14 protein-coding genes are annotated in these 14,326 nt (G+C 55.9%); 2 read left to right on the forward strand and 12 right to left on the reverse strand.

Features of this window, described 5'->3' with window-relative positions; all coding sequences use genetic code 11:
- Positions 1–2: 2 nt before the first annotated feature.
- The 7 genes from GCU45_RS14065 to GCU45_RS14095 are packed head-to-tail and all read right to left on the reverse strand — an operon-like array spanning position 3 to position 4,972.
- Positions 3–827, reverse strand: coding sequence for an urease accessory protein UreD (locus GCU45_RS14065; protein ID WP_152399396.1), 825 nt, complete (start codon positions 825–827; stop codon positions 3–5).
- Between the two features lie 3 nt (positions 828–830).
- Entirely contained in the window at positions 831–1,442 is a 612-nt protein-coding gene (ureG, locus tag GCU45_RS14070; protein ID WP_145026839.1) for an urease accessory protein UreG, read from the reverse strand.
- Between the two features lie 31 nt (positions 1,443–1,473).
- The gene (locus GCU45_RS14075; protein WP_152399397.1) at positions 1,474–2,160 is read right to left on the reverse strand and encodes an urease accessory protein UreF; all 687 of its coding nucleotides are present in this window, start codon (positions 2,158–2,160) and stop codon (positions 1,474–1,476) included.
- The gene (gene ureE / locus GCU45_RS14080) at positions 2,153–2,608 is read right to left on the reverse strand and encodes an urease accessory protein UreE (RefSeq protein WP_145138467.1); all 456 of its coding nucleotides are present in this window, start codon (positions 2,606–2,608) and stop codon (positions 2,153–2,155) included. Before ureE ends, GCU45_RS14075 begins: the two co-directional genes overlap by 8 nt.
- A 17-nt stretch (positions 2,609–2,625) precedes the next feature.
- A complete protein-coding gene (gene ureC, locus GCU45_RS14085) occupies positions 2,626–4,338 on the reverse strand; it encodes an urease subunit alpha (RefSeq protein ID WP_152399398.1) in 1,713 nt (570 codons plus the stop codon).
- Positions 4,335–4,658 carry an urease subunit beta gene (locus GCU45_RS14090; RefSeq protein WP_145138473.1) on the reverse strand — a complete coding sequence of 108 codons (324 nt, stop codon included), beginning with the start codon at positions 4,656–4,658 and terminating at the stop codon, positions 4,335–4,337. The genes ureC and GCU45_RS14090 overlap by 4 nt, the downstream gene beginning before the upstream one ends.
- Positions 4,659–4,669: 11 nt before the next feature.
- The gene (locus GCU45_RS14095; protein ID WP_145026848.1) at positions 4,670–4,972 is read right to left on the reverse strand and encodes an urease subunit gamma; all 303 of its coding nucleotides are present in this window, start codon (positions 4,970–4,972) and stop codon (positions 4,670–4,672) included.
- Positions 4,973–5,208: 236 nt separating this feature from the next.
- On the opposite strand from GCU45_RS14095, the gene GCU45_RS14100 reads away from it, so the two are divergent.
- Positions 5,209–6,153, forward strand: coding sequence for an urea transporter (locus tag GCU45_RS14100; protein WP_244364565.1), 945 nt, complete (start codon positions 5,209–5,211; stop codon positions 6,151–6,153).
- A gap of 346 nt (positions 6,154–6,499) precedes the next feature.
- On the opposite strand, the gene GCU45_RS14105 is transcribed toward GCU45_RS14100, so the two are convergent.
- Genes GCU45_RS14105 through GCU45_RS14120 form a run of 4 tightly spaced genes read right to left on the reverse strand, consistent with a single transcriptional unit; the run spans position 6,500 to position 9,788 of the window.
- Positions 6,500–7,198 carry an ABC transporter permease gene (locus GCU45_RS14105; RefSeq protein WP_167527138.1) on the reverse strand — a complete coding sequence of 233 codons (699 nt, stop codon included), beginning with the start codon at positions 7,196–7,198 and terminating at the stop codon, positions 6,500–6,502.
- Positions 7,191–8,114 (reverse strand): ABC transporter ATP-binding protein, encoded by a 924-nt coding sequence (locus tag GCU45_RS14110; RefSeq protein ID WP_152399400.1) that lies wholly within the window; start codon positions 8,112–8,114, stop codon positions 7,191–7,193. Before GCU45_RS14110 ends, GCU45_RS14105 begins: the two co-directional genes overlap by 8 nt.
- A gap of 19 nt (positions 8,115–8,133) precedes the next feature.
- Positions 8,134–9,066: a sensor histidine kinase gene (locus GCU45_RS14115; RefSeq protein WP_152399401.1), complete on the reverse strand. Its 933-nt coding sequence runs from the start codon at positions 9,064–9,066 to the stop codon at positions 8,134–8,136.
- The gene (locus GCU45_RS14120; protein ID WP_280117543.1) at positions 9,063–9,788 is read right to left on the reverse strand and encodes a response regulator transcription factor; all 726 of its coding nucleotides are present in this window, start codon (positions 9,786–9,788) and stop codon (positions 9,063–9,065) included. The genes GCU45_RS14115 and GCU45_RS14120 overlap by 4 nt, the downstream gene beginning before the upstream one ends.
- Before the next feature lie 177 nt (positions 9,789–9,965).
- Here GCU45_RS14120 and GCU45_RS14125 point away from each other — a divergent pair, with 177 nt between their 5' ends.
- A complete protein-coding gene (locus GCU45_RS14125) occupies positions 9,966–11,417 on the forward strand; it encodes an amidohydrolase family protein (protein WP_152399402.1) in 1,452 nt (483 codons plus the stop codon).
- 110 nt (positions 11,418–11,527) lie between these two features.
- Here the strand turns inward: GCU45_RS14125 and GCU45_RS14130 are convergent, their stop codons facing one another.
- On the reverse strand, positions 11,528–14,068 hold the full coding sequence (locus GCU45_RS14130; protein WP_152399403.1) for a LamG-like jellyroll fold domain-containing protein: 2,541 nt from the start codon (positions 14,066–14,068) through the stop codon (positions 11,528–11,530).
- Positions 14,069–14,326 lie beyond the last annotated feature (258 nt).

A 14,326-nucleotide genomic window follows, 5' to 3' on the forward strand; every position in this document is an offset into this window, starting at 1 on the left:
ATCTAGTATTTGCGCAGAAAGCTCGGATTCCTACCGAACAGACGGCGGCTGACGAGATGATGGCATTCCGCCTGGATCCGTTCCACCGCCTGGGTGGAGTGAGCTAGGATCCGGACAGCCAGGCCGGGGACATTTAGCAGCGACATGCCGATCCGGACCCCGTCCGGCTCCGGGTGAACGGCGCTGTACAGCTCGTCAAGCAGTCCGGCATCCGCCTTTTCTCCGATAAACAGCATCGATCCCAGATGCGTGTACCCCTCCAGAAACCCCAGCCCATCCACCGGCTGGCCCGCAGGCTGCAGTTTAATATGATCATAGACGGCAAGCTCGCCGTCCATATAGATCTCCGTGCGAAGCCGAAGGGTGTCGTAGCTGAACAGGGTACCTTCGGGCGACCAGCCGGGGGTGACGCTGTCGCAGTACAGCAGCGACGCCCCCTTTTCCATGCGGATCACCGTCTTTTGATCGTATCGGGCATGCTCGTAACCGATTAGCGGATCGGGAATGTATTCGAGATAGCTTCCCTTTTTCAGCGAAATCTCCGTTTCCTGGTACGCTGGCGTGTTCGGCGTTTTGTAGATTTTGGTGGCCGACTGCGTCGTCAGCGTGAGCCGGGCGTTTTCCAGCAGCGATATGCCAAGATGATAGCGGTCCCCATCCAGGTAGCCGCCCCCGGGATTCAGCAAATAATAACATGGCTGCCCGGAATCGTCGTGATAGATGGGACGCATCACCTTGAAGGCCCCTTGAAAATAGACGTTCCGCGCGACTGTCCTGCTGTCCCGCTCTTCCGCCTCCAGTCGCAGAATGCCTGTCCAATCCTTCATAACCTAGCTCAGACCGTGGAGGAAGGCGTTATCCTTGATCCAGGCGATGACCTGGTCAAGCCCTTCTTCCTTTTTCAGATTCGTAAAGACGAACGGCTTGTTGCCGCGGAACACCTTCGTATCCGATTCCATCACTTCCAGCCGTGCCCCGACATGAGGCGCCAGATCGGTCTTGTTGATGATAAACAGGTCCGATTTGATCATCCCCTGCCCGCCTTTGCGCGGAATTTTCTCTCCTTGGGCCACGTCGATAATATAGATGGAAAAATCAACGAGCTCCGGGCTGAACGTAGCGGCGAGGTTATCCCCTCCACTCTCGACGAAGATGAGCTGTACGTCCGGATGTCTTTCCTTCAGCTCATCGATCGCCGCGAAATTCATCGATGCATCCTCGCGGATCGCCGTGTGCGGACAGCCTCCAGTCTCCACCCCGATGATCCGGTCGTCTGGGAGCACCCCGTTGGCCATCAGAAATTTGGCGTCTTCCTTCGTATAGATATCATTGGTGACTACTGCCATGCTGATTTCTCCGTCAAGATGGCGGGTCAGCTTTTCCACCAGCATCGTTTTTCCGGCCCCTACCGGGCCGCCAATTCCAATACGGATCGGCTCCATCCTCACACACTTCTTTCTATAGATTAATAGTTTAGGACATAAAAATCCGGATATTGACGCGTTCATGCTTCATCTGGGACAGCTCGATTCCCGGCGACAGGACGCCGAAGTCTTCTTCGTCCAAGGCGAGAATCCGGTCGACAGCAGCAGGCAGCTCCTCCTGAACGTCGCGGATGATTCGCTGCCCCGCCGTCTGCCCGAGCGGGATGGCCCGGACCGCATTTTGCACCAGGCCGACCACCACCGAGTACAGATAAAATACAAGCGTATCTTCCCGGCTTGCCCCCAAATGGTGACCCGTCATCGTAAAGACGACGGCGGGATGTCCGAAGCTGGCCTTGCCCCGGATGCGCTGCCGGTATTGCGAGAGAATGGGGAAGCTGTACATCGATTCGATGAGCGCAAGCATCCGGTCCCCCATCTTCTGCGTGCCTTCCCTCGTCTCCCGTGCCAGATTCTGCACGCTAAGCAGCCGGTCCCATTTCCACACCTCGTCAGGTCGGTTCCCCTGTACGGCGTCAAACACGCAGCGCGCGGCGAGCCCGTCGGCATGCACCAGCTGCTGGTTCAAATAAACGCCGAGCCAACTCGCAAAGGTCGCCGGATCATGCACCTGCCCCTCTTGAATGTAGCTCTCCAGGCCGAACGAATGGCTGAACGCCCCGGTCGGAAAGTTGGAGTCGCACAGCTGCAGCAGGGACAACATCGATTTATCCATGGCTGTGGCCGATGTGGCGGAAGGCTTGCTTCACCTTGCGCTCCTCCCGCTGGTACGGGATGCCGAGCTGCATCAGCAGTTCCTCCACCAAATAGTCGTACTGGACAAGCATCTCATCACCTTCAAATTGTGCCGGAAGATGGCGGTTGCCCAGCTGATGGGCGATCGTCCCCATCTCCTTCAGGCTGCGCGGACGAATTACGATCAGGTCGTCAGAAAGCACATCGATCACGATCATGTTGGTGTCATCCATATATAAAATGTCGCCGGCCACAAGATCGCGAGGGTCTTTCAGCCGAATCCCGATTTCTTTTCCGTGGTCGGTCTTGACACGCTGGATCCGTTTCACGAGATCGGAACTCTCCAGATACACCTTCTCGGTATGGCGTTTCTTGATTTCCTCCGGCTCCAATCGGTCCAGATTGCCTACGATTTGTTCAATGATCAACGCGCTTACCTCCATGCTTAGAATAGGAAATACCTTTGGCCCATCGGCACCTCGCTGACCGGATCACAGGTGATCAAATCCCCGTTCACCCGAACCTCGTATGTCTGCGGGTCTACCGTAATTTCTGGCGTTTCGCTGTTGAGCCGCATGTCCTTTTTCGTCAAAGAGCGAATGCCGCGGACGGGCAGGACGATTTTCTGCAGACCCAGCTTTTCGTGGACGCCCAGATCAAAGGCCGATTGCGATATAAACGTAGCGGAGCAGGAAGCCAGAGCTTTGCCGTACTGTGCATACATTGGCCGATAGATGACCGGCTGCGGCGTCGGAATCGACGCATTGGCATCCCCCATCAGGCTCTGAACCACCAGGCCGTTCTTCAGAATCAACTCGGGCTTCACCCCGAAAAAGGCCGGATTCCAAATGACCAGGTCGGCCATCTTGCCGACTTCGACCGAGCCCACATATTCGGAAATGCCATGGGTGATGGCCGGATTGATCGTATATTTGGCGACATATCGTTTCGCACGGTTGTTGTCAGACCGTTCGCTGTCACCCTGCAGGGAGCCGCGCTGCTTTTTCATTTTGTCAGCGGTTTGCCAGGTACGCAGAATAACTTCCCCAATCCGGCCCATAGCCTGGGCATCGGAGCTGACCATGCTGAATACGCCCATGTCCTGCAAAATATCCTCTGCAGCAATCGTCTCGCGCCGAATCCGCGAATCCGCAAACGCCAAATCCTCCGGAATCGACGGATTGAGATGGTGGCACACCATGAGCATGTCCAGATGCTCGTCGATCGTGTTCACGGTATAGGGCAGCGTCGGATTGGTGGATGAAGGAAGCACGTTAGGGTAGCCGGCGGACTTGATCAAGTCCGGCGCGTGGCCGCCGCCCGCACCCTCGGTATGGTACATGTGGATCACCCGGCCCTTGATCGCGGCCATCGTGTTCTCCATGAAGCCCCCTTCATTGAGGGTATCGGCATGTACCGCTACCTGCACGTCATATTGGTCTGCCACGGTCAGCGCATGATCCAGTGCCGATGCCGTCGCTCCCCAGTCTTCGTGGACCTTCAGCCCGATCACACCCGCCCGAACCTGCTCTGCAAGGGGTTCGACCGCGGCGGCCTGGCCTTTACCGGTAAAGCCGACGTTGATCGGCATCCCCTCCGCAGCTTCCAGCATACGGTGGATGTTCCACTCTCCGGGGGTGACCGTCGTTGCCTTGGAGCCGGCCGTCGGGCCGGTGCCCCCGCCGATCAGCGTCGTCAGGCCGGAGGACAGGGCTGTTTCAATCTGGGAAGGACTGATGAAGTGCACGTGGCTGTCAATGCCGCCGGCCGTGACGATCATGCCTTCCCCGGCGATGATCTCCGTCGATGCCCCGATGACGATGTCCACCTTCTCCATCACCAGCGGATTGCCCGCCTTGCCGATGCCGGCGATTTTCCCGTCGCGAATGGCGATGTCCGCCTTATAGATCCCGGTGTAATCCAGGATTACGGCGTTCGTGATCACGACGTCCGGGACCCCGTCGGCGCGGGTGGCGAGCGGATGCTGTCCCATGCCGTCCCGGATGACTTTCCCGCCGCCAAACACCACTTCATCCCCATAGTGGGTATAGTCTTTCTCGATTTGAATGATCAGGTCCGTATCCGCGAGCCGGATTGAATCGCCGGTGGTCGGGCCGTACATTTGCGAATATTGCGTTCTTGGCATCCGGAAAGTCATGGGCGGGGGCCCCCTTCCACGGAACCGTCGGTTTTATTGTTGAAGCCGTATACGCGTCGCTCTCCGCCGTAGCTTACCAGCTCAACTTCCTTCTCATCCCCCGGTTCGAAGCGGACTGCCGCCCCTGCCGGAATATTCAGATGCATGCCGAAGCCGTCTTTGCGATTAAACTGCAGCGCTTCGTTCACTTCATAGAAGTGGAAATGGGACCCGACCTGTACCGGGCGGTCGCCCGTGTTGGTCACCTTCGTCCGGGACACGACCCTTCCCTCATTGCACACAATGTCTTCGTCTTGCAAAAATAATTGCCCTGGGATCATCACGATTCCTCCTATCGTATCGGATTATGTACGGTGACGAGTTTAGTGCCGTCGGGGAAGGTAGCCTCCACCTGAATATCGTGGATCATTTCGGGCACGCCCTCCATGCAATCGGCACGGGTCAGTATAGTCGCCCCATACTCCATCAGTTCGGCAACGGTACGTCCGTCCCTCGCCCCTTCCAATACCTCATAGGTAATGTAGGCAATAGCTTCCGGGTGGTTTAACTTAAGCCCCCTTTCCTTGCGGCGTCTTGCAAGATCCGCGGCGACAACAATCAATAACTTATCAACCTCACGCGGCAGCAGCTGCATTGTGCTTTCGGCCTCCTTATCCATTCGGATACATTTGTGTGCGGCAATCTCTTTTCGATTTCCCGTCCGCGTTGCGCTTGTTTAATGGCCTTTCCGGGCGAAAAACTTTGTGATTGATAACCCCGCAGCCTTAATATATCATAAATTATATATATAATAAATTACATATAGCTATCACGTCTTGTCATGGAGGGATGCCCGGATATCTCGAAAGCATTTCAAAGGAAAAGGGGAATATGATGCTGAAAATCGAACGCTATCTCTTCGGGGCTTGGAGACTGCCCGCCTTTGCGGAAGCCGTCCTGAAGGGGATTTCTCAGGTAATCCTGGTCGAAAATACCGTCTCCGGCCTCCTCATCCTGATCGCCATTCTGATCTCCTCGGTCCGGGTAGGCGTCATCACGCTGCTGTCGGCCTGCATCGCTACACTGATCGGCTGGTGGGGCGGCGCCGACCGCGATGCGGTCAAGCAGGGACTGCTCGGCTACAATTCGGTGCTGGCCGGCATCTCGTTATCGCTCTATCTGGGAGGCGCGGACCGGTGGGTCATCGCGCTGGCCGGTGCTGCCGCAGCCGCAATCCTCACAGCCGCCATGATGCATGCGATGCGGGGCAGCGGGCTCCCGGTGCTGACGCTCCCATTTATTGTCGTCACTTGGTTTCTGCTGATGGCTTCCTACCGGCTGAGCCTGTTCCGGCTTAGCCCGGACATTGCTCCGCAGGACCTGTCCCACTGGACGCTTCATCCGGAAGGAGCCATCCACCTGTTCCGCAGCCTTGTGGACGGTGTCGGACAAGTTTACTTTCAGGACGGGATTTGGCCCTGCCTGCTGATTTGGGTCGCCGTGCTGTGGGGGAACTGGCGCCTTGGCATTTATGCGGCCATCGGCTCTATAGCCGGGTGGCTTACCGCATTTGGACTTGGCGCGGAAATATCGCTGATGAACCTCGGCTTGTACGGGTACAACGCCGTCCTGACCATCCTCGCCGTCGGCGCCGTTTTTGACGCCAAAAGCCGCTGGGCACCGTTCACCGGGCTGATTGCCGCCGCGGTAACGGTGCCGGTTACGGCCGGCATCGATACCTGGATTCTGCCTTACGGCCTGCCCGCGCTGACCCTGCCGTTTGTGCTCAGCACCTGGTTGTTCCTCGCTGCGCGCAAAGTACTGCCGAAGCTGTAACCGCAGTTCGGTCGGCAAGCCGGCTTTGACAGCTCGGTGTCGATTCGGGTCCATTGGGGAGACAGCGAAATTCAGAAAGGCTACAATGCAAAAAAACCGTCAGTGGCGTTCGCCCTGACGGTCCTTTTGTATTTGGAGAATATCCGAGATTTTGTATTGCTGTCCGTGCCCCCCAATCTTCCTCTCGACAAAGCCATCCAAGCGAGCGGGAACGGACGAGTCGGCCGCCGGGCGAACCTCCTCAGGAACGACTTCCGGCCCGGCCCTCGTTGAAGGCTCGATTTGGATCACTCGTTCTGCCGCGTCCTTTTCGATCTATCAAATCGGTCTGAATCCACGCTCTTCCCTAGTTCACGTCCTTCGTTTCCAGACGATGCATCGAGAGCCAGGCAATGCACAAGCCCGCGGCTCCTAGGGCCAGGTGGATCGCGATGATGGATTCAATGGATACCACCGGTCCGTTAAAGCCGGAGCATACGATAAGCACCAGCAGGATGGAAGAGACCATGGTGGTCGTAACCGAGTGCTTCCGCATACCGAATAACAAAGGAATCAGGGCCATCGCGGCAGCCGACAGCGAACTGACGGTGTACTCAAGCAGCAGCTCTCGTGCCTGCTCCATCGTTAGCGAATCCGTAATGAAGGGATAGAAACGATCCACGACGACCAGGACGGAACCCATCAGCACGTCGGTCAACAGGATCATTCCGAACGTAAACACGAAGATGATGACCAATTTGGCAGCGATCAGCTTGCGGCGTTTGATCGGATACGTAAAGAGCACGCCCATCGTTTTGTTTCGGTATTCCAACGCAATCATTGTAGAGAGCAGCACCCCGGCGAATATCATGAAGGTTGCCCTGACGAAGGTATCGATCAGCATGAACGACCCCGCAAACGTGGAGAAAGCATAATCCTCGGCTCCATAATCGGTAATGCCTAGCAGGGTCAGGAACAGAAGGATCGCCAGACCGGCCATGGCGGCATAGCCAATATGACGGGAGAACCGGTACTTCCGAAGTTCCAGCGAGATCAGTTTAAGCAATGCCTCCATCCCCCTTCATCAGGTTCATGAAGTATTCCTCCAGAGAGTGCGCCCGTTTGAAAATCGATTCAATCGCGACGTCGTGGCGAACGAGGCTCGCATTCAGCTCCGAAGGACTCATGCCTGGATCGTAAACCCTTATCGTATGCTCGCCTACAAGCTTGTAATTGCGAAGTCCGAGCAGATGTTCCATGACGTACGCCGCCTTGCGAACGTCAGTCGGCCGGAGCTCGATGTATTCGTTGTGTTGTCCGCGAATGCGTTCCATTGATACTTCCTCAATCAGCCGCCCCCCGCGAATGACGCCGACCGTATCGGCAATCTGCTCGATCTCGCCGAGAATGTGGCTCGAGACGAGCAGCGTGATCCGGTATTCAGCGCTGAGCCGTTTAAGAAGATCGCGCAGCTCCTTGATGCCTGCGGGATCCAGACCATTGATCGGCTCATCCAAAATGAGCAGCTCTGGCGTCGTAACCAACGCGCGGGCGATGCCAAGCCGCTGCCTCATGCCGAGGGAAAATTCCCGCACGGGATTCCTGCCTATATCCTTCAGGCCCACCTGTTCCATCATGGTGCCAATGACCTTTTTGTCCGGAAACCCCATATATTCGCAGTGCAGATCTAGGTTATCCCAAGCCGACAGACCGTCATAGAAAAACGGATAATCGATCACGCTGCCCATGCGTTTCAGCACTTCATACGAATGAGGCGTGAGCTTCTCCCCGAACAATTCGATCTCGCCCGCGGTAGGCTTGACCAGGTTGGTCAGCATCCTCATCAGCGTCGTTTTGCCAGCCCCGTTGTGCCCGAGAAATCCGTAGATTTCACCCTGCCTGATGTTCATGCAGACGTCGGACACCACTTCCGTGCCCCCATAGGTCTTCGTTACTCCAATCGTGCGAGCTATGTATGTCATCGCTGCGTACTCTCCTTTGCTAGGTGGACTTCAGGACAACCGTGAACACCGTCCGTTCGTGGGGCACGCTGTGCAAGCCGATGGTGCCTCCCATGCGCTCAACGAGCCGCTTCGCAATGGTTAGGCCAAGGCCGCTGCCTTGGTAGAGGCGATTTCGCGAATCCTCCAGTGTGTACATTCGCTCGAAGACTCGGTGGTGCTCTTTCTCGGGGATGCCTTTGCCTTTGTCCCACACCTGGATGGCAACCTTACCTTCGCCCGACCGCTCCAGTGTCAATCCCAGCAGCTTGCCATCGGCCCCGTATTTCATCGCATTCGTAATCAGGTTATCCAGCACTCGCTCCAGCGCCTCCGCTTCGGCCATGACATACAGGTCTTCGCCCGGCATGGACAGCTCTAGTCTCATTTCGTGGCTCTCAAACATGTCGTAAAAGGACAGTAATTTCAATCGGCACAGCTCACTGGCATTCACACGGGTCAGCTCTATCTCCGTATCACCCGCCTCCAGCTTGGCCAGGTCGAAGAAGGAATGCACGAGACGGAGCACCTCCTGCGCCTTGTCGTGGATATTGGCCGTCATCGTTTCTCGCTCGTGCTCAGCCAGTCTACCGTCATGAAGAAGAATCTCGCTATAGCCCAGCACCACCGTCAGCGGTGTCTTCAGGTCATGCGAGATGTTGGACAGCATGCGGCGAATCTCGATCTCCTGATTGGCATAGCGCGCTCTGGTCCGATGCAGGCGATCAAGCAGCCGGTTCATGTCGGTCAAGAGCTGCCCCACCTGAGCATCGCTGTCGAATATCAGCAGACGCTCGTTTGTGCCTTTATCCATAATAGAGTTCAGCTTGCCGTGAAGATACGCGAGTTGGCGGTTTCGTTTGCGCTGGCGCGCCCAAAGCACGACCACGGCAATGCCGACCAGCGCGGTGGAAGTCACGAAGAACCAGATCATGACCCGTCCGCTTCCAGCTTGTACCCGATGCCCCACAGCGTTTTGACGTATTGAGGATCGGACGGGTCCGCTTCCAGCTTCTCGCGCAAACGGCGCATATGTACGTTAATGATGTTATCGTCTCCGTAAAAAGCATCTTTCCAGACCGACGCATAGATTTGGGCTTTCGTATACACCCTGCCCGGGTGCTCCGCGAGCAGCCGCAGGATGCCGAACTCTTTGGATGTCAACTTCACGGGCTGGCCGTCCCGCTCGACGCCGTACGTCTCCAAATTCATAACAATCCCTCCGACCCGAATGACCTCGCCTTCTTCCGGCGAATCTGAGACCTGTCCCGCTGGCACGACATAATTGGAGCGGCGAATGGCCGCTCTCACGCGGGCGGTCAGTTCGATCAGCGAGAAGGGTTTGCTTATGTAATCGTCCGCGCCCAATTCGAGGCCCAGCGCCTTGTCCACCTCACCGTCCTTGGCCGACAGGATCAGAACAGGCACCAAGCTGACACTGCGGATCGCCCGCAGCACCTCCATGCCGCTTCTGCCCGGCAGCATCAGATCCAGGATGACCAGATCGTACCGGAGAGGCTGCACCGCGAACAGACGCTCTGCCTCCGTGCCATCGTATGCATACGAGACGCAGTGGCCCTCTTTTTCCAGATAAGGCCCAACCATTCCACTAATGGACCGGTCATCCTCGATAAGCAGTACATGATTCCCTAACATGAATTCCCTCCGCGAACCTTTTGAATCTATTACCTCACAGATTTCAGACCTTGGCAACCCGGCTTCCTTCCTCCATTACAAATGTAAGCTTTTTGTAAGAAGCGATTAATAAAAAAGCAGGATTTGCACTCTACAATCAAGTTATATCGATGAGTTATTTCTGCGAGGAGGACAACGATGAGTTTAAAGAAGAAAATGTGCAACTTCAGAAAGTCCATAGTAGGGTTCATGGCATTATTGATCGTGTTAGCGGGAGGTACAGGTACCGGTTACGCAAGCATTGAGCCTGCCACCAGGCAGACGCTGGTGCTTCAGCATGCGACGATCGTGGACGTAACGTCCGGAAAGTTAACCAACGATCAGACGATTATCATACAGGATAACAAGATCAGTTATATTGGAAACAGCAAACAAACGGCTGTCCCCGATTACGCGCAAGTACGGGATGCTTCAGGCCAATTCGTCATTCCCGGCTTGTGGGATATGCATGTTCATCTGGAGAATAATTACAAAAACGCGTTCCCGCTCTTTCTGGCTAACGGAGTAACCGGCGTACGGGAGATGGGGGCAGCGTTAAAAAACATTGATGTGTGGAAAACGAGCATCCAAGCCGGTATGCCGGCCCCGCGTCTTGTCTATGCGGGTTCAACCTTAAATGGAGGTCCGGCTGACGATGCTCCACACATGCTCTACTTGAAGACAGAGGAAGAAGCGCGCGAAGCCGTACGTCTCAATGTGGCGAAAGGGGCAGACCATATCAAGGTGTACTCTTGGCTGCCGCGTCCTCTGTTTCTAGCGGTTATGGATGAAGCCCAAAAGTACGGCTTGCCGGTAGAAGTACGGGCCAGCGAAGCCATTCAACTGGGCTTCAAGAGCATTGAACATCTGCACGGATTGTTTATTGCCACTTCGAGTATTGAAGACGATATTTTCAAAAATGCCGACATGAGCGATTTGGCCGGTTACTCGCTGGCAGAGATCGAGGCGTCCAAATCCTATGATCCCGTAAAGGCGAACAAGCTGTTCCGCAAATTCAAAGAAAAGGGAGTCTGGCCTGTACCGACCTTAGTGACATACTTGAATATGGCCAAAACCGAAATCGATCCACGGTCCAAATACGTTCCGACTGACGTACAGAAGCAATGGGCCGAAGTGATTCGCGCCATGTCTCCCGAACAAGCGGAATTACTGGCGGCCATCAACTCCACCACGCCGGGCATGGTCACAAAGTTGAACGACGCCGGTGTGCCAATGCTGGCAGGCACCGATTCCAGTTACGAAATGAACAATTTTATTTACGGCGTATCTTTACACGATGAGCTCGAATTGCTGGTTAAAAGCGGCCTCACCCCGCTGCAGGCCTTGCAGACAGCTACGCTGAATCCGGCAAAGTATTTGGAGAGAGAGCAGGATCTGGGCACTGTTGAAAAAGGAAAGCTCGCCGATCTCGTGCTGCTTGACAAGAACCCGCTGGAGGATATCCGAAACACGACAAGCATCTCTGCGGTGGTCTTGGACGGGAAACTGATGGAAAAGCAGACTTTGGACCGGGCGGTTAAAACGTACCCCGTGATCAAGGTTTCCGATCTGAAGGATGAACCGGAGGTACCCGGGTCATCTGCCAAATAAAAACATATTCTATAATCTTAAAAAACCGTCAGGGGCGTTTGCCCTGACGGTCCTTGTTGAGTTTGGAGAATATTCGGAATTTTGTATTTGTGTCCGCGCCCCTCCCTCATTTAAGAGGGGTTCTTGGCCAAATCCGCCGCCTGCGCTGGCGTCAGCGCGCCATCATACACGCGCAGCTCGTCGATCAGCCCTTTAAACGGCAGGTCCCACCAGTTGACGCCCAGGCTAAAGCTTGCCTTCGTGCCGGTAAACCAGTCCGGGAAGTTCGCTCCCTTGAACTTCTGCACCCCGTTCACGTACACAGTCAGTGTGCCGTTTTCCACGGAAAAGGCCAGATGCGACCACTCGCCGGTCGGAATGGTCAGTCCGGTCGCCCCGTCATACCAGCTCGTGCTGCCCGACCAGACCATCGTATTGTTGGCGACGGCTCCCCGGGGCACAAGGCTCACCCAATGGTCGCCGTCCTTCGCGCCAAAGAAGGCCGTCGTGTACGTCGTCAGCTCCTCCGGTTTGATCCACAGCGCAACCGAATAGGCATTGCTTGAAATCAGACCGTCCGGCAGCCGGATCCCGGAGGCACCGTCGAACTTGGCGGCCTGGCCTTGTCTGCCCTCAGCGAAGGTGATGCTGCCGCCGGACTTGTCAATCCGGTCGCCGGTCACCGTACCTGCGGCAAACCGCCCCTGACTGTCCGCAAAGCTGCCATCAAGGCCGTAATAAGCAGACAGCTTGGCGTCCTGGTACGGCAGAACGGTCACCGTAAAGGACTTCGTCAGCGACGCGCCGCCTTTGGTGATTGTCGCAGTGAGCACCGCTTGAACCGGGACGCCGCCCGCCGGACGGTGCACCTCACCTTTGGCCGATACGACCGCTTCGTCCGAGCTCTTCCAGGAAATCGCGGTGTGCCGGGTTCCTTCCGCCGGAAGGGCGAGGTCCGACACGACCTTCGCCGTATCCCCCAGACTCAGATCGTTGTATACGTCCTGAACCAGCGCCTGATCGGTTTTGTCTTCAAGCCGGCTGCCCCAGACCGCCACGCCCTCCTGCGAAGAAGCCGTGAAGGTCATGACATAACGCTCGGACAACGGATCCCAGCCGCTGGCAAAGACGCCCTTATACACCGAACCGGCAATGACAAGCTCCGCCTCGTTGTGCCCGGTCTTTTTCCAAGTGCCGGTCACATCGCCCGAAATCGTGTTGTCCTTGTTCAGCCGGATATATACGGAGGACTGGATATCCGCGGTCGTCCCTTTTCCGTGGTTGATGAATTTATATTCCCCGATCAGGTCCTGACGGTTCACCTTGCTCAACGTTTCTCCTGCATACCAGTAGGGGGCAACCACTGGCCAGCCGTCCTCATTCATGTACATTTGATGAACCCGCACCTCATGCGCTTCGCCCATCTGCGGGAAACGGGTATGGAAGACGAGGAACCGCTTGCCGGTCGCATCATCCAGCAGCACGGAGTTATGCCCTGGAGACACATAGCCTACGCCGATGCCGGTGCCCGGATCGCCCACGTCTCTGGCAAACAGGTTGTTCCCCATCAGCTTGTTGCCGTACGGCGCGTTGTCCGTGTCTCCGGGCAGCACGGCGTTCTGGCCCTGGGCATCCACATACGGTCCGTCCGGGTTCTTCGCGCGGAATACCCGCATGTTGTAACCGCCGTCGGCTCCCAGCCAGCCGTAGGTCATGTACAGGTAGTAGTAGCCGGTGGCTTTATCAAACACCACATACGGACCTTCGCCCGATTTGCCGTAGCCTCCGGCCACCTTCGTGCCGAAATACCGGTCCACCAGGCGTCCGTCGGCGGTCTTGCCGTCTTTGCCGGGATATTTCACCTTGCCGGTCTTCGGGTCCACGGGAAGGACGAAGATACCACCGGACCAGGAGCCGTAAGACATCCAGAGCTGCCCGTTGTTGTCATAGTACAGGTTCGGATCGATCGCATTCGGATACGTGCCGTTGGCAAACGACCCGTCAGCGTTGAACCAGGCACCGCTTGCCCCGCTGAGCTGTCCGGCGTCGATCAGCTTCGGAATGTTCGTGTTCGTCCACTTTTTATTGATCGCGCTGTCCTTATCCTTGGCATCGCCCTCCGTAAAGCCGGAGTACACCAGGGTATCGACATACTGATAAGGCCCCTCGATCTTTGGCGACACGGCAAACCCGATAGCCGACCGGATATACGTCGAGGACGTGCAGAAGTACAGCATATAGGCGCCTTTGGTGCCGTCCGCATTCACATATTCGGGATTCCAGAACACATCGGGGGCCCACACGGAAAAACCGCCCTTGCTGTCCGAATCATTTTGTCCGGCCCAGGCGAACGATCCGGCCAAATTTTGCGCCAGATCGCCATACAGCACGTTGCCCGGCGTCGTATACCCGTTCGTAAACCGGGTCCAGCTCTGCAGGTCCTTTGACCGGGCCGCTTCAATATGCGAACCGAATACGTAATACGTATCCCCGTCCTTCACGATGGATGGATCGTGCACGGATACGTTTTGATACACCGGCGCCTGTCCCTGCTGCTCCTGTGTCTTGCTGCCTTTCTGCGCCGTACTGTCCGGCCCGGTGCCAAATACCTGCCCCGGAACCGTGACGAACAGCATCATCATCAACAATGCCGAAACCCACCTTCTGTTCATGTTTGCTCCCTCCAACAAATAAAATCTTCAGAAAATAAGATCATTCAACCTTGACGAAAACGCATTCATTGATCCGCACAGTGCTGCTTCATCGTGACGCCTGCCGCGGCCCAGCGACCGATCCCTCCCTTTTTACCGTTTTATCGACCTGTAAACCGCTTTCAACATGTATTTTATTTAAATAAAACTAAAATGTTTTAAGTAATCATATAATGGCAATCATTAAATTTCAATCGCTTTTGGAAAATATTTAACTTA

Origin of the sequence: Paenibacillus cellulositrophicus, from assembly GCF_009363095.1 — a bacterium.
Classification (GTDB): Bacteria; Bacillota; Bacilli; order Paenibacillales; family Paenibacillaceae; genus Paenibacillus_AQ; species Paenibacillus_AQ favisporus.

Coding starts and splice junctions, on each gene's coding strand:
- ureC (WP_152399398.1), bottom strand. CDS start 4,338: ATGACTTTCCGGATGCCAAGAACGCAATATTCGCAAATGTACGGCCCG.
- GCU45_RS14125 (WP_152399402.1), top strand. CDS start 9,966: ATGAGTTTAAAGAAGAAAATGTGCAACTTCAGAAAGTCCATAGTAGGG.
- GCU45_RS14095 (WP_145026848.1), bottom strand. CDS start 4,972: ATGCAGCTGCTGCCGCGTGAGGTTGATAAGTTATTGATTGTTGTCGCC.
- GCU45_RS14065 (WP_152399396.1), bottom strand. CDS start 827: ATGAAGGATTGGACAGGCATTCTGCGACTGGAGGCGGAAGAGCGGGAC.
- GCU45_RS14090 (WP_145138473.1), bottom strand. CDS start 4,658: ATGATCCCAGGGCAATTATTTTTGCAAGACGAAGACATTGTGTGCAAT.
- GCU45_RS14110 (WP_152399400.1), bottom strand. CDS start 8,114: ATGACATACATAGCTCGCACGATTGGAGTAACGAAGACCTATGGGGGC.
- GCU45_RS14075 (WP_152399397.1), bottom strand. CDS start 2,160: ATGGATAAATCGATGTTGTCCCTGCTGCAGCTGTGCGACTCCAACTTT.
- ureG (WP_145026839.1), bottom strand. CDS start 1,442: ATGGAGCCGATCCGTATTGGAATTGGCGGCCCGGTAGGGGCCGGAAAA.
- GCU45_RS14130 (WP_152399403.1), bottom strand. CDS start 14,068: ATGAACAGAAGGTGGGTTTCGGCATTGTTGATGATGATGCTGTTCGTC.
- GCU45_RS14120 (WP_280117543.1), bottom strand. CDS start 9,788: ATGTTAGGGAATCATGTACTGCTTATCGAGGATGACCGGTCCATTAGT.
- GCU45_RS14115 (WP_152399401.1), bottom strand. CDS start 9,066: ATGATCTGGTTCTTCGTGACTTCCACCGCGCTGGTCGGCATTGCCGTG.
- GCU45_RS14100 (WP_244364565.1), top strand. CDS start 5,209: ATGATGCTGAAAATCGAACGCTATCTCTTCGGGGCTTGGAGACTGCCC.